Origin of the sequence: Methylobacterium ajmalii, from assembly GCF_036448855.1 — a bacterium.
Taxonomy (GTDB): Bacteria; Pseudomonadota; Alphaproteobacteria; order Rhizobiales; family Beijerinckiaceae; genus Methylobacterium; species Methylobacterium ajmalii.
In genome coordinates this window covers 93,072-118,946 of record NZ_JAZFXT010000028.1, presented here as the reverse complement: position 1 = coordinate 118,946, position 25,875 = coordinate 93,072, and the positions used below count along the sequence as shown (strand labels likewise).

The following is a 25,875-nucleotide window of genomic DNA, read 5'->3' as shown; positions in this document are numbered from 1 at the left end:
TGGGAAGCGGGCCTTCAGCCCCCCGTCGTGCTCATGTGGCGCGCCACCGCGGGCTTGGCCTGGCGGGCGATGACGAAGTCGTGGCCCTTGGGCTTGCGGGTGATCGCCTCCCGGATCGCCTCGGCCACCACGGCGTCGTCCGGTGAGGCGCGGAGCGCCGCCCGCAGGTCGGCGGCGTCCTCCTGGCCGAGGCACAGGTAGAGCTGGCCGGTGCAGGTCAGGCGCACCCGGTTGCAGCTCTCGCAGAAATTGTGGGTGAGCGGCGTGATGAAGCCGAGCCGCCCGCCGGTCTCCTCCACCCGCACGTAGCGGGCGGGGCCGCCGGTGCGGTCGGGCAGGGGCGTGAGCGTGTAGCGCTCCGACAGGCGCTCGCGCACCACCGAGAGCGGCAGGAACTGGTCGACCCGGTCGGGCTCGATGTCGCCGAGCGGCATCACCTCGATCAGCGTCATCTCCATGCCGAGCCCGTGGGCCCAGTCGAGCATCGCCGGGATCTCGTGCTCGTTGACGCCCTTCAGCGCCACGGCATTGATCTTGACCTTCAGGCCCGCCTCGCGGGCCGCCGCGATGCCGTCGAGCACCGTGTCGAGGTCGCCGCGCCGGGTGATCGCCCGGAATTTTTCCGGGTCGAGGGTGTCGAGCGAGACGTTGATCCGGCGCATGCCGAGATCCGCCAGCTCGGCCGCGTGCTGGCGCAGGCGGGTGCCGTTGGTGGTGAGCGTCATCTCCTCCAGCGCGCCGGAGGCGAGGTGGCGCGAGAGGTTCCTGAACAGCCGCATGATGTCGCGCCGCACCAGCGGCTCGCCGCCGGTGATGCGCAGCTTCCTCACGCCGCGCTCGACGAAGACCGAGCAGACCCGGTCCAGCTCCTCCAGCGTGAGCAGGTCGCGCTTGGGCAGGAACGCCATGTCCTCGGACATGCAGTAGACGCAGCGCAGGTCGCACCGGTCGGTCACCGAGACGCGCAGGTAGGTGATGGCGCGCTGGAACGGATCGATCAGCGGCGCGGGCCGTGCCGGCACGGACGCCGCCGGCATCGGATCGTCGGTACGGGGGCCCCACATGCGGCTGCAATCCTCGACGGAGACGGCTTTCCTCGGGCGCGGCACTGGCGGCCGGCGTCCCGTCTGCATATGAGCGCTCGCAGGCCGACCGGCAAGCGACGCCGGCGCAGCAGGGAGACGCGGACCCATGCCCGACGCGACCACGGATGCCGACTGGCCGACCGAGATCCGGCTCTCGCGCGACAAGCGCACCCTCCACGTCGCCTATGCCAGCGGCGCGGCCTACGCGCTCCCGGCGGAGTACCTGCGGGTCGAGAGTCCCTCGGCCGAGGTCCAGGGCCACGCCCCCTCCGAGCGGCAATGGATTCCCGGCAAGCGCGAGGTCGAGATCCTGGCGGTGGCGCCCGTCGGCAACTACGCGGTCAAGCTCACCTTCGACGACATGCACGATACCGGGATCTACGCCTTCGACTTCCTGCGCCGCCTCGGCGAGGAGCGGGCGACGCGGTTTGCCCGCTACGAGGAGGAGCTGGCGGCCCGCAACTTGAGCCGCGAGCCAGCGCGGCGGCGCTGAGGCGTCCCTCAGCCGACCGCCGGGGCGGGCCGGGCGGCGGCTGCCAGGGCGAGCGCCGCGACCGCCAGGGCGAGCGGCCCGAACGACACCCACAGGACGACCTCCCAGCCGTAATGGGCCAGGAGCCCGCCGGAGGAGAACGAGCCGACCGCCATCGTGCCGAACACCGCGAAGTCGTTGAGCGACTGGACCCGGGTGCGTTCCTCCGGCCGGTGGCATTCGAGCACCATCGCGGAGGCTCCGACGAAGCCGAAGTTCCAGCCGATCCCGAGGAGGACCAGGAAGACCCAGAAATGGGCGAGGTCCAGCCCCGACAGGCCGACGAGGGCCGCAGCCCCGGTGAGCGCGAGCCCCGCCGCCACGACGTGGCGCGCCCCGAAGCGCGCGATCAGCCGCCCGGTGAAGAAGCTCGGGGCGTACATGGCGATGACGTGCCATTGCAGGCCGAGATTGGCGTCGTCCTGCGTCAGGCCGCACAGGTGCATGGCGAGCGGCGCCGCGGTCATCAGGAAGTTCATCAGCAGGTAGGACACGACCCCGCACACCACCGCGGTGACGAAGCGGGGCTGGCGGGCGATCGTCGCGAGGGGGCGACCGCCCGAGAGCTCCGCGCTCGTCGGGCCCGGCAGCCGCACCCCGGCCAGCACCACAGCCGAGAGGGCCGCCACCGCGGCCTGGGCCAGGAAGGTCGCGGCGAACAGGTGGGCGGGCCACAGGGCCATGGTGTGGCTGACGAGCTGCGGCCCGATGATCCCGGCGAAGACCCCGCCGGCCATCACGGCCGAGAGGGCGCGCGGCCGGCGCTCCGGCGCGACGCAATCGGCGGCGGCGAAGCGGAAGGACAGGACCACCGCCGCGTAGGCGCCGCCGAAGAAGGTCGCGAGGCAGAACAGCCAGAACGAGCCGAGCACCACCGCGAGCGACGCGAGGAGCCCGACCAGCACGCCGCAGCCGGTGCCGGCGAGGAACGCCGCGCGCCGGCCGTGGCGGCGGGCGATGCGCCCGGCCGGCAGGGTGCAGGCGGCCATGCCGACGACGAAGATCGAGACCGGCAGGGTGGCGAGGGCCGGGTCCGGCGCCAGCTGGCTGCCGATCACCGCGCCGGTGGCGTAGACGACGACCGAGTTGGCGCCGGCGAGCGCCTGCGCCACGGCGAGGCGCAGGACGTTGCCGGTGCCGGACGGGGCGGAGCCGGCGGAGTCCGTCGCGGCGGGGAGGGCGGGGTTCGACATCGTTCGTCCCGTCAGGCGGTGAGCCGGGCCTGCCAGCGCGCATCGCGCGGCGAGGGGCGGCGGTGGAGGCGGGCGTCGAGGAGGGTGCGCGCCGCCTCGGCCCTGCCGGTGCGCATCAGGGCGACGAGGAGCGTGTCCTCGATCACCTCGCGCTGGGCGCCGCTGCCGCCGAGGCGCACCACCTCGGCGGCGACGGGTTCGAGGATGCGCACGCACGAATCCCAGTCCTCGTCCGCGAAGGCGAGGGCGGCGCGGCAGATCGCCGGCACCACCGGCCCCGCCGCCAGGGTGCCGGCCTCGGCGAGGGCGGTGAGGGCGGCGATGCGCGACGCCGCGCCCGCCCGGTCGCCGGTCGCGGCGGCGAGCAGCCCCATATGCGCGTCGGCAAAGCCGAATCCGGCCTCCCCGAAGCGCGGCTCCGCATAGGCCCGGACCTCGTCCCACAGGCCCGCCGGGACGGCGTGGCCGTAGGCCGAGAGGCGCCAGAGCAGCGAGACCGCGTCGGTGACGACGTTGAGGGCGAGACCCGCCGTCACCCCCGGCCGGACATGCGCGCCGTAGAGGGCGAGGGCGGCTTGCGCGTCGCCGCGCTCCAGCGCCGCGAGGGCGGCGTGCCAGGCGATGTGGCCGTGCAGGACGCCCGCGCGGTCGTAGCCCGGCAGCCAGTCGGCGATCAGCGCCTCGGCCTCCGCCCCGGCCCCGTCCTCGAACAGCGCGTGCGACAGGGCGTGGGCGCCGTTGGCGTTCTCCCGCCGCAGGCCAAAACCCCGCTCGGTCAGCGCCCGGCCCCGCGCCACGGCGCCGTTCTCGGTCAGGGCCCAGCCGCGTGAGATTGCGAACCACCAATCGTCCGGGGCGTAAGCCGCGGCATGGCGCTCGCAGAGATCGACCCGGGCCTGGTCGTGGTCGGCCCGCCCCGAGAAGGCCAGGAGCCCGAAGGCGCCGAGCGGCATCGACAGGATCAAGGCGTCGCGCGGCCAGGCCTCGGCATGGGCGAGCGCGTGCTCCAGCGCCTCCCCCGACCGGCCCTCGATCGCCAGCGCCACCACCGCGACGTGTCTGCGCTCGCGCTCGGTCCCGGCCCGCGCCACCCGCTCGGCGGCGGCCGCGATGCAGGCCCGCGCCGCAGCCGGCTCGCCGCGCATCGCGTGCAGGCGGGCCCGGGCGGCATGCGCCAGGGCGAAGCCGGGATCGGCCGCAATCGCCGCGTCGAGCGCCTCGGCGGCGCCCGGCCAGGCGGCGAGCATCAGGTCGATGCCCTCGCGGTACTGCGCGGCGGCGGTGTCGGAGGCGGTCGAGAGCGGCAGGAAGCGGCGGTCGTGATGGGCCATGACGGGGGCCTGGAACGGTGAACCATCCCTGCATAGCCGAGCGTCGGCTGTCCGTATTTCGACGGGGCGACAAGCCTTGTAGACTGGCGGCCAAAATGGAGCCCGGCCATGCGGTGGGAGACGATCGAGACGCCGCCCGACTCGCGGGCGCCGCGGCCGCTGACGGTGCGGGTGCAGTCGATCCCGGCGCGCCACGCCTTTCCCGAACACGCCCACGCCTGGCACCAGGTCGTCTACGCCGTCTCCGGGGTGCTGACCGTGGCGGTGGACGGCCGCTCCTTCGTGATCTCGCCCGAGCAGGCGGTGTGGCTGCCGACCGGACACCGGCACCGGGTCGGTTCGCTGCTCGGCGCCGAGTTCCGCAGCCTGTGGATCGCCGACGCGGCCGGGGCGGGGCTCCCCGGGGGGCCGACGGTGCTCGGCGTCCCGCCCCTGCTCCAGGCCCTCATCGTCGAGGCGGCGGCGCTCGACGGGGTGGCGGACGACGACGGCTATGCCGGCCGCGTCGCCGCCCTGATCCTCGACCAGCTGCGCCGCGCCGCGCCCCTGCCCGGCGCCCTGCCCTGGCCGCGCGAGGGCCCGCTGGCTGCGCTCTGCGAGGCGCTCGACGCCGCGCCGGCCGATGCCCGCGGGCCGGAGGAATGGGGCCGGGCCGTCGGCCTGTCGGGCCGCACGCTCGCCCGCCGCTTCGAGGCCGAGCTCGGCATGAGCCTGCGCACCTGGCGCCGGCGCCTGCGGCTGTTCAAGGCGATCGAGCTGATGGGCGGCGGGATGGACGTGACCCGCACCGCGATGACGCTCGGCTACGGCTCGACCTCGGCCTTCGTGTACGCCTTTCGCCGCGAGATGGGCGCGGCGCCCCAGGCCTACATGCGGGGGAGGCCGGTGGGGGGCGGGGGGTGACGAACCGTCGGAAAATTTCGCGCTTTCTCCCCTCACCCTTCTGCGGGGGACGGGAGACCGGCGCCATGCAGTCGAGAATGCTGGACCATTCGACATTAAAAAGGCCGGCACGAGGGCCGGCCTTTTTCCGAAACATCCGACCGCGATCCGCCGGGGATCAGCGCTGCACGATCACCTTCGTGCCGACCTTGGCGCGGGTGTAGAGGTCCATCACGTCGTCGTTGGTCATCCGGATGCAGCCGGAGGAGACGGCGGTGCCGATGGTCTCGGGCTCGTTGGAGCCGTGGATGCGGTAGAGCGAGCCGCCGAGATACATCGCGCGGGCGCCGAGCGGGTTCTCGGGGCCGCCCTTCATGTGGCGCGGCAGGTCGGGCCGGCGGCGGATCATCTGCGCCGGCGGGCGCCAATCCGGCCACTCGCGCTTCATCGAGATGGTCTGGACGCCGTTCCAGGTGAAGCCCGGGCGGCCGACGCCGACGCCGTAGCGCAGGGCCTGGCCGTTGCCGAGCACGTAGTAGAGCCGGCGCTCGGCGGTCGAAACCACGATGGTGCCGGCGCCGTAGGGGCCGGCATACGCCACCGTCTCGCGCGGGATCGGGCTCAGCTTCGGCACCGCGGCGTCGAGGGGATCGACGGCGGCGGCAGCCGCGGCGGGGGACCGCACCGTCACGGTGAGCGGCTGGTCCAGGGGCTGGCGGGTGAGCGGGTCGATCTCGTAGGCGGCGGCGGGCGCCGCCCAGGCGGTGACGGCGCAGGCCAGCCCGGCCAGGGCGGGAACGAAGCGGCGCATGAAAGCCTCTCGGATGGGGAAGCGCGGGACGGGACGGTTCGAACGCGTCCGGCACCGTACGGCGGAACCGATAGCCAAGCCGTAAACGCCCACGATCCAAAGCCAAGCTTAAATCCGGCGAAGCTTCGCAGTTGCGAAGTTGGCGTTGTGCCCGCGCCACACCGGGGCGGCGCGGGCACGTTTCCCGCGTGTTACTGCAGCGCGGCGAGCGTCCGGCGGGCCCGCTCGGTGATGGCGGCGAAGTTGCCGGCGCGGATCTCGGCCTCCGGCGCCAGCCAGGAGCCGCCGACCGCCGCGACGTTCGGCAGGGCGAGCCAGGCCTTGGCGTCGGCCTCGCCGATGCCGCCGGTCGGGCAGAAGCGGGCCTGCGGGAAGGGCCCGCCCAGCGCCTTGAGCGCCGCCATGCCGCCGGCCGGCACCGCGGGGAAGAACTTCGCCACCGTGAAGCCGGCGGCCAGCACCTGCATCAGGTCGGAGGGCGTGGCGATGCCGGGCATGAACACCATGTCGCTGGCGGCGGCGGCCGCCAGCAGCTCCGGCGTCGCCCCGGGGCTCAGCGCGAAGCGGGCGCCGAGGTCGTGGGCGGTCTGGAGGTCGGCCGGATTCAGCACCGTGCCGAGGCCCACCACCGCCTCCGGCACCTCCGCCATGATCGCCCGCGCCGCGTCCCGGGCCACCGGCGTGCGCAGGGTGATCTCGAGGGTCGTGATGCCCCCCGCCACCAGGGCGCGGGCGAGCGGCACCGCGTGGGCGAGCTCCGGCACGGTGATGACGGGGATCACCGGCGAGGCGGCGAGCAGCGCGTCGAGGCGGCGGGCGCGGGATTCGGCGGTCATGGCTGGTCGTCCTGGTCGGGGGGGAGGGCGGGCATCGCCGCCCGGGGAATCACGGCGCCGCGGTGTCCGATCACCGCGCCGGCGAGGCGGTGGCCGTGCGCGGCGGCCTCGGCGGGGGGCCGGCCGGCGAGGCGCGCCGCCATGTAGGCGGCCGCGAAGCTGTCGCCCGCCGCGGTGGTGTCGACGACCGAGGCGACGGGCGAGGCCGGCACGCTCACGTCGTCCCCGCCCGCGAGCACCCGCACGGCGGGGGGCGAGCCGCCGCCCTTCAGGACGATCTCGCAGCGACCGCGGTGGCGCAGCACCTCCGCCTCGCCCTCCGGCCCGTAGAGCCAGTCGAGGTCTTCCGTGGAGGCGAAGATCAGGTCGGCCGCCGCCATCGCGGCGCGGAAAGCCTCCTGTGCCTTCGCCTTGTCGGGCCAGCCGCGGGGCCGGTAATTGGTGTCGAAGGCGACGCGCCCGCCCTTCGCCTGCACGGCCCGGCAGGTCTCGGCCAAGGCCGCCCGGCCGTCCTCGCCGTAGAGCGACAGGCTGATGCCGGAGGCGTAGACGAGGTCGTACCCGGCGAGCGCCGCCCGGGTCTCGGCGGCGCCGGGGCCGGAGAACAGGTCGCGGGCGGCCGCGCTGTCGCGCCAGTAGTGGAAGCTGCGCTCGCCGGATCCGTCGGTGCGGATGATGTAGAGCCCGGGCATCCGGCCCGGCAGGCGGCGCACCCGATCGGTGCCGATGCCCTCGGCCGCCCAGGCCGCCCGCATCTCCTCGCTCCACGGATCGTCGCCGAGCGCCGTCACGTAGTCGACCGCGACGCCGAGGCGGGCGAGATAGAGGGCGGTGTTCAGCGTATCGCCACCGTAGCCGCGCAGCAGGCTGCCGTCGGGCCGCTCCGACAGCTCCATCATGCACTCGCCGATGCAGGCGACCCTCGTCGTCATCGTGTCCGTCCCCCTCCCGCGCGCGGACGGCGTTCCGTCCGGGTGGCGCATCGTCCGCGCCGGCATCCCCGTCCGCGCCTTCCCCTTTGGTGGGGGTGGCATCGGCGCGTCCGGGGCGGCCCGCGCCGCGTCCATCCCTTTCCCTAGAGCATCTCCGCCGGCGCTGGATACCGCTCGCGCCGCGAAAGTTGCGGCGCGATCAAGGGCCTGGGGCGGGGGAGCCCGGGCACATCCCCGGCCCCGGCGCGGCGAGGCTGCGGCATGCGCGGACGGTTTACCGTGTCGTAACGGCAGCAACCGCACGCAAGGTCAGCTATTGAACGATCTGGAGGAGACGCTAGAAGATGCACAACCTCGTCTGCCGGGACGAGGCGACAGGTCGTGTCCCCGCCGCAGCCGCGGGGGGCGCGAGGAAGGGTTCGAAATAGCCAGGCTGCCGCTCACGCCGGACATCCGGGTTCGCCAGAACCCCGCCCGTCTTACGGAGTTCGTTCCTCATGCCCGTCTATCGATTGCGCTCCATCGTTCGCGAACGCGGCAGGGTTCGTCCGCTGCACGACCTGCCGATCCAGGCGCCGACGGTGCGCCACGCCGCGGCGCGGGTGCTCGGGCGGGCCGACGAGATGTTCGGGGACCGGACCGGCGAGGCCTGGCTCGTCGCCGAGGACGGCGCCCGGGTCTGGAGCCTGAGCCTCGAGGCGGCGGAGGCGGAGATCGCCCGGGCCTGACCCAGGCTCGCGCGTCGTGTCGATCCTGCCTTGCTGAGGCCGCAGGGCGCGTGCATCGGGGCCGCCCCGCGGCCCGTTGCGAGCGTATCGACCCGATGAGAATCCTCCGTCTCGGCGCCCTGGCGGGTGCCGTGCTGGCCGCTACGCCGGCCGTCGCCGACTGGCGCTACTGCCTCGCCCGCGGGCCCGGCCGCACCGTGTACCTCTCGGCCCCGTTCTCCACCGTCGCGGCGATGCCGGCCCTCGACGCCGCCTTCGCGCAGATGCTCGACCGGACCCATCGCGCCCACGATCCCGTCCAGTGCCCGCGGGCCGAGGACGCCAAGGCCCTGCTGGCGATGCGGCTGACGGCGCTCCGCTACAACCGCGAGGACGGACAGCGGGTGGTCGAGGTCGACTGGACCCCGGAGCGCGATTCCGCCGCCAGGCCTTGAGGGCGTCAGGCCGCGATCGGCTCGCTCCTGCACAGGGCTGTGCGTGATGTCGGGCGGATTTCGAGCCTGTGACAGAAGCCAAAATTCGCGACATCCACGAAGAGCCTGCCACCGTCCACGGCATCGAGCATCGTGACGACGCTCGATGGGGTCGGGCATGCGCCGGCGAGATTTCATCGCTCGGTTCCCGAAAACAGGGCCAACGCCGCAGGCCCGCCCCTCGTGCACGCGGCGACCTACGCGGGCGCGGCAACGGGAGCGCCCCGCGGCGGCCGGAATCCGTTCGATGGCCTGTCTCCGCGCGCATGGCCGCCTCGCACCCGGAGCGCTTCTCCCCTAATCGTTAGCATCCTATCAATGAGGACGATCAACCAACCGCCGCGACGGCGAGGCGACCGGATGCGCCGCGACCTCCTGCAAGCCCTTACCCTCACCCTGCTCCAGTCCGGCCGCGTCTGGCGCCGGGCCGCCGACGAGGTGGTGACCGCCTACGGGCTGACCGAGGCGACGGCGCTGCCGCTGCTGCTGATCGGGCGGCTCGGCGGCGACCTGCGCCAGACTGCGCTCGCGGACGCCCTCGGCGTCGAGGGGCCGAGCCTGGTGCGTCTCCTCGACCAGCTCGGGGAGGCCGGCCTCGTCACCCGCCGGGAGGATCCGACCGACCGCCGCGCCAAGGTGCTGGCGCTCACCCCGGAGGGGCAGGCCCGCGCCGCCGCCATCGAGGCCCGGTTCGAGAGCTTGCGCGAGGCGGTGTTCGGCGACCTCGGCGACGACGACCTGCGGGCGGCCCTGCGGGTCCTGCGTGCGCTCCAGGCCCAGGGTCCGAAGGGCACCTGCCCGCCTGCCGCCGGAGGGCGCGCCTGATGCTGCCCGGCTGGCGCCAGTGGCTGTTCGCCCTGAAGATCGCGGGCGCGGCCCTCCTCGCGCTCGGCCTCGCCCTGTGGCTCGACCTGCCGCGGCCCTACTGGGCGATGGCGACCGTCTACATCACCATGCAGCCGCTCTCCGGCGCCACCCGCTCGAAGGCGCTGTACCGGGTGATCGGCACGGTGGCGGGCGTCTCGATGGCGGTCGTGCTGGTGCCGCCCCTCGTCGACGCGCCCGAGATGCTGACCCTGGCGCTGGCGCTCTGGACCGCCGCCTGCCTCTACCTCTCGCTCCTCGACCGCTCGCCGCGGGCCTACCTGTTCATGCTCGCCGGCTACACCGCGGCGCTGATCGGCTTCCCGGCGGTGACGGCGCCCGACACCATCTTCGAGACCGCGGTGTCGCGGGCCGAGGAGATCACGCTCGGCATCCTCTGCGCCGCCCTGGTGGCGGGCCTCGTCCTGCCGGAATCCGTCGGGCCGGTGCTGGCGGCGCGGGTCGGGGCCTGGCTCGGCGAGACCGGGCGCTGGACCGCCGACGTGCTGTCGGGCGCCATTGAGGCGCCGGCGGTCCGGGCCCGGCGCCTGCGCCTCGCGGCCGAAGCCGCGGAGATCGACGCGCTCGCCACCCATCTCGCCTACGACGCCTCGGCGCAGAGCCGGGCGGTGCCGCTGGTCCAGCTCCTGCGCGGCCGGATGCTGATGCTGCTGCCGGTCCTCTCCTCCCTGGCCGACCGGATCGCGGCTTTGCGCGACCTCGCGGGCCTCGATCCGGCGGTGAAGGCGCTGCTGGCCGACGTCGCGACGTGGTCGGAGGCCGGCGCCCCGGCGACCGAGGCCGACGCGCTGCTCGCCCGCATCGCCGCCGCCGACGAATCCAGCCTCCCCTCGACCTCGCCCGGCTTCTGGACCGCGCTGGTGCGGGCGAGCCTCCTCGACCGCCTGCGCGAGCTGGTGGCGATCGGCCGCGACTGCCGGGCGCTGCAGGACGGCATCGCCCGCGGCGAGAGCGCGCCGCGCCGTGCCCTCGCCTACGCGGGCGAGTTCGGCGGACGCGCCCCGCGCCACCGCGACCACGGCATGGCCCTGCGCTCGGCCCTCGGCGTGTGTCTCGCCATCCTCGCCTGCGTGGCGGCCTGGATCGCCACCGCCTGGCCCGACGGCGCCACCGCGGCGATGATGGGGGCGGTCCTGTGCTGCCTCTTCGCCACCCAGGACGACCCGGCTCCGGCGATCCTGGGCTTTGCCACCTGGACGGCGGTCGCGGCGGCGGCGATCGGCGTGCTGCTGTTCGGCATCCTGCCGCAGGTCCACGACTTCGCCACCCTGGTGATGGTGCTGGCCCCGCCCCTGATCCTGTGCGGCCTCTTGATGACGTTTCCCCGCACCATGCCGGTGGGGCTGGCGCTCGGGGTCAACGGCAACGCCCTCCTGGCGATCCAGGACCGCTACGCCTCGGAATTCGGCGCCTACGTCAACTCGGCCCTGGCGCTCGTCGTCGGCATCGTCCTCGCCGCGGTGGTGACCCGGCTGGTGCGCTCGGTCGGGGCCGAGCACGGTGCCCGCCGCCTCGTCGCGGCGAGCCGGGCCGACCTCGCCCGGGCGGCGCGCCGGCGCGGGCGGGGCGACCGGGCCGCCTTCGCCCACCTGATGCTCGACCGCCTCGGCCTCCTGGTGCCGCGGCTGGCCGCCGCCGGGCCCGACAGCGACCTGTCGCGGATCGACACCCTGGCGGCGCTGCGGGTGGGCATGAACCTCGTTTCCCTGCGCCGGGCTCGCCACGGCCTGCCCCCCGGCGCGGTCGCGGCGCTGGACGCCGCCCTCGACGCGGTGGCGGAGCATTACGAGCGGCCGCGCGGCCCGGCCTGCGCGTCCCTGCTCGCCGTCATCGACGCGGCGCTTCTCGCGATCGGCGCCGTGGATACGGCCGAGGGTCGGCGCGAGGCGTTGCTCGGGCTCGCCGGCCTGCGCCGCGCGCTCTTTCCCGGGGCGCCGCCCGCCGGCGCCCCTCCTCTGCTCGCGAGGGAGGCCGCCTGATGGCCGACATCGACCTCTACGGCGTCTTCGTGCCGGCCCTGCTGGTCTGGGCGGTCGTCGCGCTCCTCGTCAACCTCGTCCTGCGCCGGCTGATCGGCGCGCTCGGGCTCTACCGCCTGGTCTGGCACCGGGCGCTGTTCGACCTCTGCCTCTACCTCGTGTGCCTCGGCGGCGTCGTCACGCTCGCCGGCCGCCTGACCTGAAGATTCGAGATCATGACCCGCGCGCTCGCCTTCCTCGGCCGCTTCGCCGTCACCGCCGCCCTGCTCGCCCTCGCCTTCGTCGTCGGGACGGCGCTCTGGGACTACTACCTCGAGGCCCCCTGGACCCGCGACGGGCGGGTGCGGGCCGAGGTGGTCGGCGTCGCCCCCGACGTCTCGGGGCTGGTGCGCGACGTCGAGGTGCACGACAACCAGGAGGTCAAGCGCGGCGACGTGCTCTTCCGCATCGACCCCGACCGCTTCGCCCTCGCGCTGCGCCAGGCCGAGGCCGTGGTGGCCGGCCGCAAGGCGAGCCTGGTCCAGGCCGAGGCCGACCTCGCCCGCTACCGCCAGCTCAGCGACAACGTCGTGTCGCAGCAGAAGCTCGAAGCCGCGCTCGCCACCGAGCAGAGCGCCCGGGCCGCCCACGACCAGGCGGTGGCCGACCGCGACCTCGCGAGGCTCAACCTCGCCCGCTCCGAGGTGCGCGCCTCGGTCGGCGGCCGGATCAGCAACCTCGAATTGCGTCCCGGCGCCTACGTGGCGGTCGGCAAGCCGGTGATGGCGCTCGTCGACGGCGAGACCCTGCACGTCCAGGGCTACTTCGAGGAGACGAAGCTCGGCCGCATCCACCCGGGCGATCCCGTCACCGTGCAGCTGATGGGCGAGGACCGGCCCATCACCGGCCGGGTCGAGAGCATCGCCGCCGGCATCGAGGACCGCGAGCGCGGGGCGAGCGCCAGCCTGCTCGCCAACGTCAACCCGACCTTCGCCTGGGTGCGCCTCGCCCAGCGCGTGCCGGTGCGGGTCGCCCTCGACCCCTCCGTCGATCGCGACCGCCTCACCGTCGGGCGCACCGCCACCGTGGTGGTCCATCCCGGCGGCGAGCGGCCGGAGGTCCGACCCTTCCAGGGGCTGCGCCGGCTCTTCTAGGGGCTGCGCCGGCCCGGGCAGGGTTGGGAGGCGCTGGAGACCCGCCTGGCGGCGGCCAGGAGCTAACGACCTTGATCGACGACCTCCCGGGTGTGGTACCGATAACACTTTCGCCCCGGCCGGGGCGGGATTATGGAGCGCCACCAGAACGCGAAGTTCGACGAGGCCGGGAGGAGGCCCCATGGCAGACCCACGACAGGACGCGTCCGGCGCCGGTGCGCTCGGCACCGCCACCGATGCCCTGGGCATCGGCACCATCAGGACGATCACCCTGCGGCTGATGCCGCTCCTCGGCCTGATGTACCTGATCGCCTACATCGATCGGCAGAACGTCTCGTACGCCAAGCTCCAGATGGTCGGCGACCTCGGGTTGAGCGAGGCGGCCTACGGCTTCGGCGCCTCGCTGTTCTTCCTCGCCTACTTCCTCTTCGAGGTGCCCTCGAACGTGATCCTGGAGCGGGTCGGCGCCCGGGTGTGGTTCACCCGCATCATGGCGACCTGGGGGATCATCACCATCCTGCTCGGCTTCTCGACCGGGCCGGTGATGTTCTACGTGCTGCGCTTCCTCCTGGGCGCGGCGGAGGCCGGGTTCTTCCCCGGCGTGCTCTACGCCCTCACCCTGTGGTTCCCGCAGGCCTATCGCGGCCGGATGGTCGGCTGGTTCATGATCGCGAGCGCGGTGGCCAACGCCGTCGGCGCGGCGATCGGCGGCGCGCTCCTCGATCTCGACGGGACGATGGGCTACCGCGGCTGGCAATGGGTGTTCATCGCCACCGGCGTGCCGGCGGTGCTGCTCGCCGCCGTGGTGTTCCTGATCCTGCCCGACCGGCCCGAGAAGGCGCCCTGGCTCGATGCCGGCCAGAAGAAGTGGCTCGCCGACACCCTGGCGCGGGAGGAGGGCGGGGCCACCCACACCGACCACGGCAACCCGTTCCGGGTGCTGGCCGACACCCGCGTGGTGCTGCTGGCGCTGCTCTACGTCGCCTTCCCGCTCGCCGCCTACGGCCTGAGCTACTGGCTGCCGACGGTGGTGAAGGGGTTCGGCGTCTCGAACACCATGAACGGCTTCATCAACATCATCCCGTGGATCTGCGTGGCGCTGGCCCTGTGGTGGGTGCCCCGGCACGCGGCGCGCACCGGAGAGACCACCTGGCACATCGCCGGCCCGGCGCTGGTCGGGGCGCTGGGGCTGATCCTCAGCGTGGTGCTGCCGGGCGACGCGGTGAAGTTCGCCTGCCTGTGCGTGGCCGCCGCCGGCATCTTCTCGGGCCAGCCGGTCTTCTGGTCGCTTCCCCCGACCTTCCTGCGCGGCGCCACCGCGGCGGCCGGCATCGCGATGATCAACTCGGTCGGCAACCTCGGCGGCTTCATCGCCCAGAACGTCGTGCCGTGGATCGGCGACGTCAGCGGCAGCAAGCTCGTGCCGATGCTGTTCCTCGCCGCCTGCCTCCTCGTCGGCGTCGTGATGGTCTTCGTGGTCCAGGGCATCCTGAAGCGCCGCACCCTCGCCGAGGCCGGGGGGCTCGCCCCGGTCCGGCGCTGAGCGCGACGATTATCCCTTTCGGGGCCGGATCCGGCCCCGAAAGGGATAATGCCTTGATCATCCAACGACATGTGGCGCGGCTGCGCGTCGCGCGCGGCCTCCCGTCGGCGTCATGCGAGGAACGCGATCCCCGCCAGCCCCGCCGCCAGCCCCCACAGCAGCAGGCAGGCCCGGCGGTACACGACCAGCGCCCGGGCGATGTCGCCGGCGCCGGCCTCGGCCCGGCCCGATCCCATCCAGGCATCCTCGACCCGCGTCGCACCGTAGACCCGCGGGCCGGCGAGCCGCAGGCCGAGCGCCCCGGCCATCGCGGCTTCCGGCCAGCCGGCATTGGGCGAGCGGTGGCGGCCGGCGTCGCGCCGCACCGCCGCCAGGCCCCCGCGGGCGGAGGCGCCCGGGGTCAGGGCGGCGGCGGCCACGATGAGCCCGGCCGTGAGGCGAGAGGCCGGCAGGTTGACGAGGTCGTCGAGGCGGGCGGCGGCCCAGCCGAAGGCCTCGTGCCGGGGCGTGCGGTGGCCGATCATGCTGTCGGCGGTGTTGATCGCCTTGTAGAGCGCCCCCCCGGGCAGGCCGCCCACCCCGAGCCAGACGGCCGGCGCCACGATGCCGTCGGAAAAGTTCTCCGCCAGGCTCTCGATCGCGGCGCGGCACAGCGCGGCCTCGTCGAGGGTCTCCGGGTTGCGCCCGACGATCATCGCCACCGCGCGCCGCCCGCCGGACAACCCGTCGCGCTCCAGCTCCGCCGCCACCCGGGCGACGTGGTCGTGCAGGCTGCGCTGCGCCGGCAGGCTCGCGGCGAGGAGCGCGCAGGGGAGGAGGCCTGCCACGCCCAGCGCCCCGCAGGCGAGCGACAGGGCGAGCGCCGTTAGGCCCGTCGCCGCCAGCACCAGGACGAGGGCCAGCACGCCTGCGGCGCGCCGGCGGGGCGCAGAATCGCCCTCGCGGTTGAGGCGGCGGTCGAGGGCGGCGATCAGGGCGCCGATCCAGGTGACAGGGTGGCCGGCCAGCCTGTAGAGGCGGTCCGGGTAGCCGAGGGCGGCCTCGATCGCGAGGGCGAGGACGAGCAGCACGAGGCTGTCGGGCGGGTGCGTCAGGGCGGTCATCGCGAGGGGCGGACGGTTGGGCGGGATGGCGGACGAGACGGCGGACGGGGCGATCCGGCACGGAGGCGACCTCGGCGAGGCGAGCCTCCTGTTTCCGCGGGCCCCCGAGCCCTGGATCGACCTCTCGACCGGGATCAACCCGATCCCCTATCCGTGGCCGGCCCCGGAGGCCAGCGCCTTCACGCGGCTGCCGGCCAAGGCCGAGCTGGCCGCCCTCGAGGCCGCCGCGGCCGCGGCCTACGGCGCCCCGCCGGAGCGGGTCGTCGCGGCACCCGGCACGCAAGCCCTCATCGACCTGCTGCCGCGGCTGCGGCCGTCCGGCCGCGTCGTCGTGGTCGGCCCCACCTACGCCGAGCACGCGGCCGCCTGGGCCCGGGGCGGGCACGCCGTCGCGGCGGTCGCGGACCTGCGCGACATCGGCGAGGCGGACGTGGCCGTGGTGGTCACCCCCAACAACCCGGACGGCCGGGTGGTGCCCGTTTCGGACCTCGCGGCGGCCGCGGCCGGGCTCGCCGCGCGCGGCGGCTGGCTCGTGGTTGACGAGGCCTTCGCCGACCTCGAACCCGTCGAGAGCCTGTGCGGGGCGGTGCCGCCCGCCTGCCTGGTGCTGCGCTCGTTCGGCAAGACCTACGGGCTCGCCGGCCTGCGCCTCGGCTTCGCGGTGGCGGGCGAGCCGCTCGTCGGCCTCCTGCGCCGCGGGATCGGGCCCTGGGCGGTGTCGGGACCGGCGATCGCGGTCGGGCGGTGCGCCCTCGCGGACGCCGCCTGGCGGCACGAGGCGGTGGCGGCGCGCGGCCGGGACGCCGCCCGGCTCGACGCCCTGCTGGAGCGGGCCGGCGGCCGGATCGTCGGCGGCACGCGGCTGTTTCGCACCGCCGACTTTCCCGACGGGCCGGGCCTGTTCGACCGGCTCGGACGCGCCGGGATCTTCGTGCGCCGCTTCGAGGCCGCGCCGGCCCGCCTGCGCTTCGGCCTGCCGCCCGACGCCCAGGCTTGGAGCCGCCTCGCCGCCGCGCTCCGGGAGCGGTGAGGCGCCATTAAAAAGGCCGAAAACCGCAGCATCCGGAAACCCTGGCCCTCGGGGTCACGAACGCGGCCGGCGCCGCACGGGAAAGCAGGCAGAATGGACGCGGACGAGGTCAAACGGCGCGACAGGCTCGGCAGCATGATCGCGTTCGCGCGGCGCACCGTGCCCGAGCTGCGCCGCAACGCCGAGACGGTCGAGCCGATCGCCCCCGCCGACGGACGCCGCCGGCTCCCGGCGCTGCTCAACCCGCTGCGCTGGACCCGCCTGCCGCTCGTGCCCGGCGAGGGAACCCAGAACCGCGTCCTGGCCCGGCTCCTGCGCAACATCGGCCTCTTCGTGCTGCTGCCGACGGCGGTGGTCGGGATCTACCTGTTCGCCTTCGCCGCCGACCAGTACGTGGTCGAGGCCCGCTTCGCCATCCGCGGTGAGGTCGAGCCGATGGGCAACGTCTCGCTCGGCGAGTTCTCCTCGCTGATCCAGAAAAACAACAGCCAGGACAGCTACATCGTCCAGGAGTACATCCAGAGCCAGCCGATGCTGGAGAGCGCCCAGAAAGAGCTGAATGTCGTGCGGATGTTCACCCGCGACGAGGCCGACTTCTGGACGCGCTATTCCGGCGACAAGCCGATCGAGGAGCTGCTGAAGTACTGGCGCAAGCGCGTCCAGGTCCATATCGACCTGATCTCGGGCGTGATGACCCTGACGGTGCGGGCCTTCACCCCGGACGACGCCCTGGCGATCGGCCAGCACGTCGTCGCCCGCGCCGAGGCGCTGATCAACGCGATCTCGTCGCGCGCCCAGCAGGACATGCTCAAGCACAGCAAGGACGATCTGGCGGCGACCGAGGAGCGGCTGCGCAAGGCCCACCTGGCTTTGCGCGAGTTCCGCAACCGCTGGGGCATCATCGATCCGGCGAAGTCGGCGGAGGCGACGATGACCACGCTGCTCTCCCTGCGCAAGGACAAGATCAAGTCGGAGAACGACCTCCAGGTGCTGCGCGGCTCCGGCCTCGACGAGAAGTCCCGCTCGATCCAGACCATCGTGGCGAGCCTCACCGCCACCAACCAGCAGATCAAGCAGCTCGAGGATACGCTGACCAGCGACGGCGTGGCGGTGGGCGGCAGGCCGGTGTCGGAGGCAATCCTCGAATACGAGGGTCTGATGGTCGAGCGCACCATCGCCGAGAAGCTGAACGACTCCGCCACCATGATGCTCGACCGCGCCCGGGTGGCGGCCAACCGCCAGCACGTCTACCTCGCGGTCTTCGTGCCGCCGACCCGGCCCGAGCTGTCCACCGTGCCGATGCGCGGCCACGCCCTGTTCGTGGCGTTCTTCGCCTTCGTGGTGATGTGGGGCTGCAGCAGCCTGCTCATCGCCGGCGTCAAGGACCACAACATGTAGGGCAGGGGCCCGGCACCCGCTCGACGCCCGGGGCTTCGGTCCGGGCGCGCGGCGTGCGATGAAGCGGGCCGTGGGCGCGACGGGTCGCGCCCGGCAGGCAAGGACGAGCAGCACCCCGATGTCCGATTTCACGGACCTGGTCGCCCGGGCGGTCTCCCCGGCGATGAGCCGCGAGGAGCGCGAGGCGGTCTACCAGGTGGTCAAGCAGGCGATGCGCCGGCTCCAGGAGCGCGAGAACCTCGCCCCCGACGAGCCCCGCGCCCTGCTCCAGTCCCACCTCGTCGAGGAGACGATCCGCGACGTCGAGGCGCTGGTCACCCGCTACCTCGCCCGCCAGACCATCCTGGAGGCCGAGCGCGCCAACGCGGCGGCGAACGCGGCGGCCGCGGCCGAGCCGCTCACGCCTCCTCGGTCAGACGCTTGAGCGAGGTCTGGAGCGCGTCGCCGCCGAGCAGCAGCGCGCGCGACAGGTCCGCCAGCGTCACCCAGCCGGTGACGCGCCCACCCGCGTCCCGCACCGGCAGGCGCCGAACGTGGTGGGCGGCCATCAGGTCGAGGGCGGTGCGCAGGGGATCGCCCTCGGCGCAGGACACGACCGGGCGCGACATCGCCTCGCTCACCCGGACCGCGCGCGGATCGAGCCCCTGGGCGACGACCCGGTAGAGGATGTCCCGGTCGGTGATCACCCCGTCGAGGGCGTCCACCGTGCCGACCGGCAGGGCGCCGACGTCGAGCTCGCCCATCAGCACCGCCGCCTCCGGGACCGGGGCGTCCCCGGCGATGAACTCCACGTCCCTGCTCATCACGTCCGCGACCGTCGCGCCCATCCGATCCCCCGTCTGCACGCTCCGGTAACCCGCGAAGGCGGCGGGCGGCTCCGCCGCGCCGCGGCGGGATCGGTCCCATGGTCCCGGGATCGGGTCCCCGGGGCCGTGATCCCACCCGGTACCCGACCGCGCGTCCCGCCAATCGGCCGCGGGCGTGAAATTTTGGCGACGACAGGGGAGCTTGGGCGAGGTCCGGCGCGTTCAGCCCACAGTCAGGCTTCTCGCCTCCGGGATCGTCGAACGCCCCCATGAACATGGAACTCACGTCCAAGCCCGCCCCGGCCGCCCCCTCGGCCTCGCCCCTCGTGCGGGCGAACCGCACCATCAGCGAGGGCCAGCCCTTCCCGCTCGGCGCCACCTGGGACGGCCTCGGCGTCAACTTCGCGCTGTTCTCCGCGCACGCCACCAAGGTCGAGCTGTGCCTGTTCGACGATTCCGGCGAGACCGAGATCGAGCGGATCGAGCTGCCCGAATACACCGACGAGGTCTGGCACGGGTACCTGCCCGACGCCCGCCCCGGCACGATCTACGGCTACCGCGTCCACGGCCCCTACGAGCCGGAGGCCGGCCACCGCTTCAACCCCAACAAGCTGCTCCTCGACCCGTACGCCAAGGCGCTGGTCGGCTCCGTGACCTGGAACCCGGCGCTGTTCGGCTACGTGATGGAGAGCGGCGACGACACCACCTTCGACACCCGCGACAGCGCGCCCTTCACCCGCAAGTGCCGGGTGATCGACCCCGCCTTCACCTGGGGCCGCGACCAGAAGCCGAACGTGCCGTGGGACAAGACGGTCTTCTACGAGACCCACGTCAAGGGCTTCACCAAGCTGCACCCGGCGGTGCCCGAGCGCCTGCGCGGCACCTATGCGGGTCTCGGCACCCCCGAGGTGCTGGCCTATATCCGCAGCCTCGGCGTCACCTCGGTCGAGCTCCTGCCGATCCACTCCTTCGTCAACGACAGCTACCTGCTCGAGAAGGACCTGGTGAACTACTGGGGGTACAACACCCTCTCGTTCTTCGCCCCCGCCCGCCGCTACGCCGCGGTGCCGGACTTCGCCTTCTCCGAGTTCAAGGAGATGGTGGCCCGCATGCACGGGGCCGGCCTCGAGGTGATCCTCGACGTGGTCTACAACCACACCGCCGAGGGTAACGAGAAGGGCCCGACCCTGTCGTTCAAGGGCATCGACAACGCCTCGTACTACCGGCTGCTGCCCGACCAGAAGCGCTACTACATCAACGACACCGGCACCGGGAACACCGTCAACCTCTCGCACCCGCGGGTGCTGCAGATGGTGACGGACTCGTTGCGCTACTGGGCGACCGAGATGCGGGTCGACGGCTTCCGCTTCGACCTCGCGACGATCCTCGGCCGCGAGCCGTACGGCTTCGACGAGGGCGGCGGCTTCCTCGATTCCTGCCGCCAGGATCCGGTGCTCTCCTCGGTCAAGCTGATCGCCGAGCCGTGGGATTGCGGCCCGGGCGGCTATCAGGTCGGCGGCTTCCCGCCCGGCTGGGCCGAGTGGAACGACCGCTTCCGCGACGAGGTCCGCGGCTACTGGAAGGGCGACGAGGGCCTGCTTCCGGCCCTCGCCTCCCGGCTCACCGGCTCGGCCGACAAGTTCAACAAGCGCGGCCGTCGCCCCTGGGCCTCGGTGAACTTCATCACCGCCCATGACGGCTTCACCCTCGCCGACACGGTCTCGTACAACGAGAAGCACAACGCGGCGAACGGCGAGGACAACCGCGACGGCCACTCGCACAACCTGTCCTACAATTACGGCGCCGAGGGACCGACCGACGATCCCGAGATCCGCGCCGTGCGGTTGCGCCAGATGCGCAACCTGCTCGCGACGCTGCTCCTGTCGCGCGGCACCCCGATGCTGCTTGCCGGCGACGAGTTCGCCCGCACCCAGCGCGGCAACAACAACGCCTACTGCCAGGACAACGAGATCTCCTGGATCGACTGGGAGGGGATCGGCGAGGACGAACGCGACCTCGCCGAGTTCACCCAGCGCCTCCTGATCCTGCGCAAGTCGCTGCCGATGCTGAGCCGCGGCCGGTTTCTCACCGGGGCCTACGACGCCGAGCTCGGCGTCAAGGACGTGAGCTGGCTCACGCCCTCGGGCACCGAGATGACTCCGGAGAACTGGAACGACGGCGGCGCCCGCGCGCTCGCGGTCGTCCTCGACGGGCGTGCGCAGTCGAGCGGCATCCACCGCCGCGGCGGCGAGGCGACCCTGATGCTGCTGTTCAACGCCCACCACGACGTGGTGGAGTTCACCCTGCCGGAGGTGGTCGGGGGCGATGCCTGGATGCGGGTGCTCGACACCAACCTGCCCGACACCCAGGACCTCGCCCGCTTCGCCGTCGGCGACACCTACGCGGTCACCGGCCGCTCGATGCTGATGTTCGTCCTGCGCCCGACGGGCCTGGACCACGCCAGCGAGACCTGGCGCTCCTACCAGCACGTCATCCAGGCCTTCGAGCGGGCGGAATCCGAGAGCGTCGCGTTCGGGTTGCCGCACGAGGGGTGACATCCGGGCGGGTCTGCCCACTTTGACAAGGCCCGATTCGTGCTTCGTCCACCGCTCCGGCGGCGGACGGGCATGGCCGGGGAACCTTTCGATGAGGCGTGGTGCCTCGGTCGGGGCCGGAGCGGCCCGGCCGGGGACGACGCGAGCGCGGAGTGCGGGCGGTGGCAAAGATCCTTCTCGTCGAGGACCACGAGGAAATCTGGGATTTCCTCTCCCGGCGGCTCAAGCGGCGGGGCTACGAGGTGGTGCTCGCCCATGACGGCGAGGAGGGCGTGATGAAGGCCCGCACCAGCCGGCCGGACATCATCCTGCTCGACATGAACCTGCCGGTGCTCGACGGCTGGTCGGCGGCGCGCGCGCTCAAGTCCGACGCCGACACCGCCCGGATCCCGATCATCGCGCTCACCGCCCACGCCATGTCGGGCGACCGCGAGAAGGTGATCCAGGCCGGCTGCGACGACTACCACCCGAAGCCGGTCGACTTCTCGAAGCTCCTGACCCAGATCGGCGCCGCCCTCGGCACGCCGGCCACACCGTAACGACAGAACTTCCGGCAGGTACGCGGTTGATGATCGACGATCCCGTGACGGCGCGCCGCCTGCGCGACGCGATGCCGGTGTTCACGGCGCTGGCCACCTGCCTGCTGGTGCTGGCCATCGGGGCGATCCTGTCCCTCGGGCGTGACGTGCTGATGCCGATCACGCTCGCGGTGCTGCTCAGCTTCGTGCTGGCGCCCGCGGTGCGGGGCCTGCAGCGCCGCCGCCTGCCGCGCTCGCTGGCCGTGCTGGTCGTGGTGCTGGCGACCTTCGGGGGCATCGGGGGGCTCGGCCTCCTGATCGCCAACGAGGCCTCGCAGCTCGCCTCCGACCTGCCGCGCTACACCGTGACGATGCGCGAGAAGATCGGGGCCCTGCGGGCGAACGCCGGCGGCGGCGCCACCCTGGAGCGGCTGTTCAAGGCGGTGCAGGACCTGAGCCAGGACCTGCAGCCGCCCGAGCCCGCCAAGGCGCGGGGCCCCACGGATCCCGAGAAGCCGATGCTGGTCGAGGTGCGCGAGGCGAAGGCGGGGCTCCTCTCCACCCTCGGCAGCGTCGTGGCGCCGGTGCTGCACCCGCTCGCCACGGTCGGCCTGATCCTGCTCTTCACCCTGTTCTTCCTCGCCCAGCGCGAGGACCTGCGCAACCGCGCGATCCGGCTCGCCGGCTCGGGCGACCTGCGCGCCACCACGGCCGCCATGGACGACGCGGTGGCCCGCCTCTCGCGCTTCTTCCTCGCCCAGGCCGGCCTCAACCTCGCCTTCGGGGTGGTGGTGGCGGCGGGCCTGTGGGTCATCGGCGTGCCGAGCCCGATCCTGTGGGGCGTGCTCGCGGCGATCCTGCGCTTCGTGCCCTATATCGGCGCGGTCATCGGCATGGCCTTCCCGCTGCTGCTGGCGGCGGCCGTCGATCCGGGCTGGTCGATGCTGATCGCGACGCTCGTGCTGTTCGCGGTCGTCGAGCCGATCGCCGGCCACGTCGTCGAGCCCCTGCTCTACGGCCACTCGACCGGCCTGTCGCCGGTGGCGGTGATCCTGGCGGCGACCCTCTGGACCTTCCTGTGGGGGCCGGTCGGCCTCGTGCTCGCCACCCCGATCACCGTCTGCCTGGTCGTGCTCGGCCGCCACGTCGAGCGCCTGACCTTCCTCGACGTGATGCTGGGCGACCGGCCGGCTCTGGCGCCCTCCGAGATCTTCTACCAGCGCATGCTCGCCGGCGACCCGCTCGAGGCGATCGACAAGGCCCGCCAGGTGCTGAAGGAGCGGGCGCTCGCGACCTACTACGACGAGATCGCGCTCGGCGGCCTGCGGCTCGCCCAGAACGACCGGGCGAGCGGGGCGCTCGCCGCCGACCGCCAGCAGGCGGTGGGGCAGGCGATCGAGACCGTGGTGACGACGCTCGGCGCCATGCCGGTGCCGAAGAAGGCCGCGTCCCTGCGCAGCGCCGAGACCGAGGCGGCGGTCGCCGCCCTCGGTCCAGACCGGGCCTCGACCGCGATCGTGCGCCGGCGCGAGGACCTGAGCCCGACCTGGCGCGGGACCGCGCCGGTCCTGGTGGTGGCGGCCCGCGGGCCGTTCGACGCCGCCGCCGCCGGCATGCTGGCCCAGGTGCTCGGGCGCCACGGCCTCAACGCCCGCACCACCAGCCAGGACGCGCTGAACAAGGGCGAACGGCCGGACCTGGAGGGCGTCGCCCTGGTCTGCCTGTCCTACATCGAGCCGATCAGCACCTCGCACATCCGGCTCGCCGCCCGCCTCGCCCGGCGGGCGATTCCCGGCGTGCGGATCATGGTGGCGGTGTGGCGCGAGCGCGACGCGGCCGGGCGCGACCGCCTGCGCCGAGCCACCTCGGCCGACATCGTGGTCACCACGATCAGCGACGCCCTCGACGCCGCCCTGTCGCTCTCGGGCGCGGCGCCGGCCGATCGGGCCGGGCGCAAGGTGGCGTGAGCCCGGGCGGCTGCATCGTGAAGTCGATCGCGGATCGGGCGGGCGCCGGACGCAGTGTCCTTGACAAAACGTCCGGCGCGCCGAGGTTGTCGTAGCGGACGAGGCCGGTGAGCGGGAGTGTTGCGCGGGGTGCCCGCATCCTGCGCCGCGCCTTCCCCGGTGGAACGGGGTCATGCCCTGGTGGAGCATGGTCACGGCGAGCCGGCAACACCGCGCTCGACTGCACCGCGGCCTCGGCTCGACCGGTCCGGATTGCGGGGCGACGCCCGGTCGCGGTCGCCTCGGGACGGCTTTTGCCGTTGTAGGGATCGGCCGGGTGTAGGATCCGGTGCAGGGCCAGGGATACGAGGCCGGGAGCCAGCGGAACGACGATGAGTGCGAAGCGAACGCCGACCGAACTCGGGACCCGGCCGACCGTGGCGGACGTGCCCACCGACGTCGCGGACCACCACAGCGACATCTTCTTCGCCGCCGTCGAGATGACGCGGATGCCGATGATCGTGACCGATCCGCGCCAGCCGGACAACCCGATCATCTTCGCCAACCAGGCCTTCCGGGCGATGACCGGCTACACGCCCGAGGAGCTGGTCGGTCGCAACTGCCGCTTCCTGCAGGGGCCCGAGACCGACCGCGAGACGGTGGCGGAGGTGCGCCGCGCCATCGCCGAGCGCAAGGAGATCGCCACCGAGATCCTGAACTACCGCAAGAACGGCTCGACGTTCTGGAACGCGCTGTTCGTCTCGCCGGTCTACGACCAGAAGGGCGACCTGGTCTATTTCTTCGGCTCGCAGCTCGACGTGTCGCGCCGGCGCGACGCCGAGGAGGCCCTGCGCCAGTCGCAGCAGATGGAGGCGCTGGGCCAGCTGACCGGCGGCATCGCGCACGACTTCAACAACCTGCTGCAGGTGGTGGTCGGCTACGTCGACATCCTGCATTCGGGCCTGCAGGACCCGGCGACCGACCCGCGCCGGATGGTGCGGGCGGTCGACAACATCCGCAACGCCGCCGAGCGCGCCACCACCCTGACCCAGCAGCTCCTCGCCTTCGCCCGCAAGCAGCGGCTCGACGGACGCTCGGTGAATCTCAACAACCTCGTCGAGGGCATGCGCGACCTCGCGATCCGCACCCTCGGGGACGAGATCGCGGTCGAGACCGAGCTGGCCGACGGGCTCTGGAACGCCCGCATCGATCCGACCCAGACCGAGGTCGCGCTCCTCAACATCCTGGTCAACGCCCGCGACGCCCTGCCGGGCCGCGGCACGGTGACGATCCGCACCGAGAACCACGTCTTCGACGCCGACGAGCTGCCCTCCGGGCTGCCGCAGCCGGGGCGCTACGTCTCGGTCGCGGTCTCCGACACCGGCACTGGCATGCCGCCCGAGATCCTGGCCCGGGTGATGGAGCCGTTCTTCACCACCAAGGAGGAGGGGCGCGGCACGGGTCTCGGCCTCGCCATGGTGTACGGCTTCGCCAAGCAGTCCGGCGGGACGATCGTGATCGAGTCGCGCGCCGGCCACGGCACCACCGTGCGGCTCTACTTCCCGATGAGCGACAGCGACGAGCGCCCGGCGCCGGGCCCCGATACCCGAGGGGCGGGCCGCTCGGGCACCGAGACGATCCTGATCGTCGACGACCGGCGCGACGTCGCCGAGCTCGCCCGGGCGATCCTGCGCGATTTCGGCTACACCACGCTGCTGGCCACCGACGGGCGCCAGGCCCTCGAGCTCCTCGACGGCGGCGACAAGGTCGACCTCCTGTTCTCCGACCTGATCATGCCCGGCGGCATGAACGGCGTGATGCTCGCCCGCGAGGCGCGCCGCCGCCAGCCCCGCCTCAAGGTGCTGCTCACCACCGGCTACGCCGAGGCCTCGCTGGAGCGCACCGATGCCGGCGGCACCGAGTTCGAGATCATCAACAAGCCCTACCGCCGCATGGAGCTGGCGCGCCGGGTGCGGGCGGTGCTCGACGGGCCGACGGGGGTGACTTGAGCAACTCGCACCCTGTTCGGAGACGTCGCGTGAGATCAGGGAGCCTCTCGGCCTCCCGCGGCTGTTCCGTCCATCCCTCCCACGACCTCATCCTGAGGTGCGACTGAAAGGAGCCTCGAAGGAGGGCTCCATAAACCACGGTGAGCCCTGGAGCCCTCCTTCGAGGT

General features: G+C 73.2%; 24 protein-coding genes. 16 read left to right on the top strand and 8 right to left on the bottom strand.

What is annotated here, in order from left to right:
• Positions 1-14 precede the first annotated feature (14 nt).
• Positions 15-1,064: a GTP 3',8-cyclase MoaA gene (gene moaA, locus V3T34_RS14050; protein ID WP_407942706.1), complete on the bottom strand. Its 1,050-nt coding sequence runs from the start codon at positions 1,062-1,064 to the stop codon at positions 15-17.
• Between the two features lie 127 nt (positions 1,065-1,191).
• On the opposite strand from moaA, the gene V3T34_RS14045 reads away from it, so the two are divergent.
• Positions 1,192-1,578 (top strand): gamma-butyrobetaine hydroxylase family protein, encoded by a 387-nt coding sequence (locus V3T34_RS14045; protein WP_091881561.1) that lies wholly within the window; start codon positions 1,192-1,194, stop codon positions 1,576-1,578.
• 8 nt (positions 1,579-1,586) lie between these two features.
• Here V3T34_RS14045 and V3T34_RS14040 read toward each other — a convergent pair whose 3' ends face one another.
• Both V3T34_RS14040 and V3T34_RS14035 read right to left on the bottom strand, forming a co-directional pair.
• Positions 1,587-2,810, bottom strand: a complete 1,224-nt coding sequence (locus tag V3T34_RS14040; protein WP_305076919.1) for an MFS transporter — start codon at positions 2,808-2,810, stop codon at positions 1,587-1,589.
• Positions 2,811-2,821: 11 nt separating this feature from the next.
• Positions 2,822-4,141, bottom strand: coding sequence for a tetratricopeptide repeat protein (locus V3T34_RS14035; RefSeq protein WP_305076920.1), 1,320 nt, complete (start codon positions 4,139-4,141; stop codon positions 2,822-2,824).
• Between the two features lie 108 nt (positions 4,142-4,249).
• Between V3T34_RS14035 and V3T34_RS14030 the strand changes: the two genes are divergently transcribed.
• Positions 4,250-5,044 (top strand): AraC family transcriptional regulator, encoded by a 795-nt coding sequence (locus V3T34_RS14030; RefSeq protein WP_305076921.1) that lies wholly within the window; start codon positions 4,250-4,252, stop codon positions 5,042-5,044.
• Positions 5,045-5,201: 157 nt separating this feature from the next.
• Here the strand turns inward: V3T34_RS14030 and V3T34_RS14025 are convergent, their stop codons facing one another.
• From V3T34_RS14025 to V3T34_RS14015, 3 genes are all read right to left on the bottom strand, one after another.
• Entirely contained in the window at positions 5,202-5,834 is a 633-nt protein-coding gene (locus V3T34_RS14025) for a L,D-transpeptidase (protein WP_060846957.1), read from the bottom strand.
• A 191-nt stretch (positions 5,835-6,025) separates the two neighbouring features.
• A complete protein-coding gene (gene eda / locus V3T34_RS14020; protein WP_091881572.1) occupies positions 6,026-6,670 on the bottom strand; it encodes a bifunctional 4-hydroxy-2-oxoglutarate aldolase/2-dehydro-3-deoxy-phosphogluconate aldolase in 645 nt (214 codons plus the stop codon).
• Complete coding sequence (locus V3T34_RS14015) at positions 6,667-7,602, bottom strand: sugar kinase (protein WP_305076922.1); 936 nt, start codon at positions 7,600-7,602, stop codon at positions 6,667-6,669. The genes eda and V3T34_RS14015 overlap by 4 nt, the downstream gene beginning before the upstream one ends.
• Positions 7,603-8,099: 497 nt before the next feature.
• Between V3T34_RS14015 and V3T34_RS14010 the strand changes: the two genes are divergently transcribed.
• From V3T34_RS14010 to V3T34_RS13980, 7 genes are all read left to right on the top strand, one after another.
• Complete coding sequence (locus V3T34_RS14010) at positions 8,100-8,330, top strand: hypothetical protein (protein ID WP_060846960.1); 231 nt, start codon at positions 8,100-8,102, stop codon at positions 8,328-8,330.
• A 95-nt stretch (positions 8,331-8,425) separates the two neighbouring features.
• Complete coding sequence (locus V3T34_RS14005; protein ID WP_305076923.1) at positions 8,426-8,764, top strand: hypothetical protein; 339 nt, start codon at positions 8,426-8,428, stop codon at positions 8,762-8,764.
• A gap of 399 nt (positions 8,765-9,163) precedes the next feature.
• On the top strand, positions 9,164-9,628 hold the full coding sequence (locus V3T34_RS14000; protein WP_305076924.1) for a MarR family winged helix-turn-helix transcriptional regulator: 465 nt from the start codon (positions 9,164-9,166) through the stop codon (positions 9,626-9,628).
• Positions 9,628-11,667 carry an FUSC family protein gene (locus V3T34_RS13995; protein ID WP_305076925.1) on the top strand — a complete coding sequence of 680 codons (2,040 nt, stop codon included), beginning with the start codon at positions 9,628-9,630 and terminating at the stop codon, positions 11,665-11,667. Before V3T34_RS14000 ends, V3T34_RS13995 begins: the two co-directional genes overlap by 1 nt.
• Positions 11,667-11,870 (top strand): DUF1656 domain-containing protein, encoded by a 204-nt coding sequence (locus V3T34_RS13990; RefSeq protein WP_091746708.1) that lies wholly within the window; start codon positions 11,667-11,669, stop codon positions 11,868-11,870. The genes V3T34_RS13995 and V3T34_RS13990 overlap by 1 nt, the downstream gene beginning before the upstream one ends.
• Before the next feature lie 12 nt (positions 11,871-11,882).
• The gene (locus tag V3T34_RS13985) at positions 11,883-12,800 is read left to right on the top strand and encodes an efflux RND transporter periplasmic adaptor subunit (RefSeq protein WP_060846968.1); all 918 of its coding nucleotides are present in this window, start codon (positions 11,883-11,885) and stop codon (positions 12,798-12,800) included.
• A 280-nt stretch (positions 12,801-13,080) separates the two neighbouring features.
• On the top strand, positions 13,081-14,343 hold the full coding sequence (locus V3T34_RS13980; protein WP_091882094.1) for an MFS transporter: 1,263 nt from the start codon (positions 13,081-13,083) through the stop codon (positions 14,341-14,343).
• Positions 14,344-14,453: 110 nt separating this feature from the next.
• Here the strand turns inward: V3T34_RS13980 and cbiB are convergent, their stop codons facing one another.
• Complete coding sequence (gene cbiB, locus V3T34_RS13975) at positions 14,454-15,446, bottom strand: adenosylcobinamide-phosphate synthase CbiB (RefSeq protein WP_305076926.1); 993 nt, start codon at positions 15,444-15,446, stop codon at positions 14,454-14,456.
• Positions 15,447-15,471: 25 nt separating this feature from the next.
• On the opposite strand from cbiB, the gene cobD reads away from it, so the two are divergent.
• The 3 genes from cobD (at position 15,472) to V3T34_RS13960 (ending at position 18,298) form a co-directional block, all read left to right on the top strand.
• Positions 15,472-16,476, top strand: coding sequence for a threonine-phosphate decarboxylase CobD (gene cobD / locus V3T34_RS13970; protein ID WP_305076927.1), 1,005 nt, complete (start codon positions 15,472-15,474; stop codon positions 16,474-16,476).
• Positions 16,477-16,569: 93 nt separating this feature from the next.
• Positions 16,570-17,874: a capsule biosynthesis protein gene (locus V3T34_RS13965; protein ID WP_305076929.1), complete on the top strand. Its 1,305-nt coding sequence runs from the start codon at positions 16,570-16,572 to the stop codon at positions 17,872-17,874.
• Positions 17,875-17,992: 118 nt separating this feature from the next.
• Positions 17,993-18,298 (top strand): hypothetical protein, encoded by a 306-nt coding sequence (locus V3T34_RS13960; protein ID WP_060846973.1) that lies wholly within the window; start codon positions 17,993-17,995, stop codon positions 18,296-18,298.
• Here the strand turns inward: V3T34_RS13960 and V3T34_RS13955 are convergent.
• Positions 18,273-18,677, bottom strand: coding sequence for a CBS domain-containing protein (locus V3T34_RS13955; RefSeq protein WP_091882097.1), 405 nt, complete (start codon positions 18,675-18,677; stop codon positions 18,273-18,275). The two genes, V3T34_RS13960 and V3T34_RS13955, sit on opposite strands and share 26 nt — an antisense overlap.
• A gap of 272 nt (positions 18,678-18,949) precedes the next feature.
• Here V3T34_RS13955 and glgX point away from each other — a divergent pair, with 272 nt between their 5' ends.
• The 4 genes from glgX to V3T34_RS13935 all read left to right on the top strand — a co-directional run bounded on the left by glgX (position 18,950) and on the right by V3T34_RS13935 (position 25,708).
• Positions 18,950-21,235 carry a glycogen debranching protein GlgX gene (glgX, locus tag V3T34_RS13950; protein ID WP_407942705.1) on the top strand — a complete coding sequence of 762 codons (2,286 nt, stop codon included), beginning with the start codon at positions 18,950-18,952 and terminating at the stop codon, positions 21,233-21,235.
• Positions 21,236-21,396: 161 nt separating this feature from the next.
• Positions 21,397-21,774, top strand: coding sequence for a response regulator (locus V3T34_RS13945; protein WP_060849333.1), 378 nt, complete (start codon positions 21,397-21,399; stop codon positions 21,772-21,774).
• Positions 21,775-21,803: 29 nt separating this feature from the next.
• Complete coding sequence (locus V3T34_RS13940) at positions 21,804-23,720, top strand: AI-2E family transporter (RefSeq protein ID WP_305076932.1); 1,917 nt, start codon at positions 21,804-21,806, stop codon at positions 23,718-23,720.
• A 371-nt stretch (positions 23,721-24,091) separates the two neighbouring features.
• A complete protein-coding gene (locus V3T34_RS13935; protein WP_060846976.1) occupies positions 24,092-25,708 on the top strand; it encodes a hybrid sensor histidine kinase/response regulator in 1,617 nt (538 codons plus the stop codon).
• Positions 25,709-25,875 lie beyond the last annotated feature (167 nt).

Coding starts and splice junctions, on each gene's coding strand:
- moaA (WP_407942706.1), bottom strand. CDS start 1,064: ATGTGGGGCCCCCGTACCGACGATCCGATGCCGGCGGCGTCCGTGCCG.
- V3T34_RS14045 (WP_091881561.1), top strand. CDS start 1,192: ATGCCCGACGCGACCACGGATGCCGACTGGCCGACCGAGATCCGGCTC.
- V3T34_RS14040 (WP_305076919.1), bottom strand. CDS start 2,810: ATGTCGAACCCCGCCCTCCCCGCCGCGACGGACTCCGCCGGCTCCGCC.
- V3T34_RS14035 (WP_305076920.1), bottom strand. CDS start 4,141: ATGGCCCATCACGACCGCCGCTTCCTGCCGCTCTCGACCGCCTCCGAC.
- V3T34_RS14030 (WP_305076921.1), top strand. CDS start 4,250: ATGCGGTGGGAGACGATCGAGACGCCGCCCGACTCGCGGGCGCCGCGG.
- V3T34_RS14025 (WP_060846957.1), bottom strand. CDS start 5,834: ATGCGCCGCTTCGTTCCCGCCCTGGCCGGGCTGGCCTGCGCCGTCACC.
- eda (WP_091881572.1), bottom strand. CDS start 6,670: ATGACCGCCGAATCCCGCGCCCGCCGCCTCGACGCGCTGCTCGCCGCC.
- V3T34_RS14015 (WP_305076922.1), bottom strand. CDS start 7,602: ATGACGACGAGGGTCGCCTGCATCGGCGAGTGCATGATGGAGCTGTCG.
- V3T34_RS14010 (WP_060846960.1), top strand. CDS start 8,100: ATGCCCGTCTATCGATTGCGCTCCATCGTTCGCGAACGCGGCAGGGTT.
- V3T34_RS14005 (WP_305076923.1), top strand. CDS start 8,426: ATGAGAATCCTCCGTCTCGGCGCCCTGGCGGGTGCCGTGCTGGCCGCT.
- V3T34_RS14000 (WP_305076924.1), top strand. CDS start 9,164: ATGCGCCGCGACCTCCTGCAAGCCCTTACCCTCACCCTGCTCCAGTCC.
- V3T34_RS13995 (WP_305076925.1), top strand. CDS start 9,628: ATGCTGCCCGGCTGGCGCCAGTGGCTGTTCGCCCTGAAGATCGCGGGC.
- V3T34_RS13990 (WP_091746708.1), top strand. CDS start 11,667: ATGGCCGACATCGACCTCTACGGCGTCTTCGTGCCGGCCCTGCTGGTC.
- V3T34_RS13985 (WP_060846968.1), top strand. CDS start 11,883: ATGACCCGCGCGCTCGCCTTCCTCGGCCGCTTCGCCGTCACCGCCGCC.
- V3T34_RS13980 (WP_091882094.1), top strand. CDS start 13,081: ATGCCGCTCCTCGGCCTGATGTACCTGATCGCCTACATCGATCGGCAG.
- cbiB (WP_305076926.1), bottom strand. CDS start 15,446: ATGACCGCCCTGACGCACCCGCCCGACAGCCTCGTGCTGCTCGTCCTC.
- cobD (WP_305076927.1), top strand. CDS start 15,472: ATGGCGGACGAGACGGCGGACGGGGCGATCCGGCACGGAGGCGACCTC.
- V3T34_RS13965 (WP_305076929.1), top strand. CDS start 16,570: ATGGACGCGGACGAGGTCAAACGGCGCGACAGGCTCGGCAGCATGATC.
- V3T34_RS13960 (WP_060846973.1), top strand. CDS start 17,993: ATGTCCGATTTCACGGACCTGGTCGCCCGGGCGGTCTCCCCGGCGATG.
- V3T34_RS13955 (WP_091882097.1), bottom strand. CDS start 18,677: ATGAGCAGGGACGTGGAGTTCATCGCCGGGGACGCCCCGGTCCCGGAG.
- glgX (WP_407942705.1), top strand. CDS start 18,950: ATGAACATGGAACTCACGTCCAAGCCCGCCCCGGCCGCCCCCTCGGCC.
- V3T34_RS13940 (WP_305076932.1), top strand. CDS start 21,804: ATGATCGACGATCCCGTGACGGCGCGCCGCCTGCGCGACGCGATGCCG.
- V3T34_RS13935 (WP_060846976.1), top strand. CDS start 24,092: ATGAGTGCGAAGCGAACGCCGACCGAACTCGGGACCCGGCCGACCGTG.